General features: G+C 38.1%; 1 protein-coding gene. It reads left to right on the top strand.

From position 1 onward, the window contains the following. Nucleotides 1-202 precede the first annotated feature (202 nt). A complete protein-coding gene (locus tag AB4653_RS28235) occupies nt 203-598 on the top strand; it encodes a DUF2391 family protein (protein WP_009847710.1) in 396 nt (131 codons plus the stop codon). The last annotated feature ends 249 nt before the right edge of the window (nt 599-847 follow it).

An 847-nucleotide genomic window follows, 5' to 3' on the forward strand; every position in this document is an offset into this window, starting at 1 on the left:
AGTTATGTTGACCACTTTACTCTGAACATATTGATTTCTTGCTGGTTAATTCAAGCTATGTTTTGGCTATTGCGACTAATATTAAGCTAGAAGGGCGTTATCGTTCACTTGGTAAGAATAGACTCAAAAAAAGATCATCGGGTGATATTTTAGTGATTATTTTAACAAATAGATAAAGCCTTAAAAGCTAATGGGGCGAACTATGAAATTAAGCTTTAACTTTGAAGATGCCAGTCAGATCTTTGTAGGATCTTTTGCTTTGGCTGTACCGATTTCTTTTTCCGAAGAAGCCTGGAAGTTAGGGGAGACTTTGCCTACTGCTAATCTGTTGCTGCTATTTTTATTATCAGCTGTGTTCTTAGGCTTTTATACTTATGAAAGTGTCTTTCAAAAAAATGTTGTTGCGCGCATGCCGGTGTTTATTTTCAGAATTGTTATTGCTTATGCTATGACGGCGTTGGTAGTTGCTTTGGTCCTGACATGTTTGGATAAGTTGCCTCTATTAAGCGATCCAATAGTCTCGTTTAAACGTGTCATTGTTATATCAATGCCCGCGTCTATGGGGGCTATTATAGTGGATAGTTTCGATAAAGAGTGAAACTGTATATCACCCAGGTTAAGTCATCAACAGAGCCATTCTGGCGCTTAGTTGGTTCACTCTTAGATAACACAAGTAGCAAGCTCGCTAGAAAGGTTTCGACATGTCGTTGGGCGATTAAAGCTAAATCAAAAGAGTAAAGCCTAATTGTTTTACAAGAAAATTAAGACTGAGAGTTTCTGTACTGAATGAGCGATTAGAAAGGTGAGGGGGATGGAGGTACGCTAGGATCTTTAGATGCAAAAAAGC

Origin of the sequence: Vibrio sp. 10N.222.48.A3 (assembly GCF_041475345.1) — a bacterium.
Lineage (GTDB): Bacteria > Pseudomonadota > Gammaproteobacteria > Enterobacterales > Vibrionaceae > Vibrio > Vibrio tasmaniensis_A.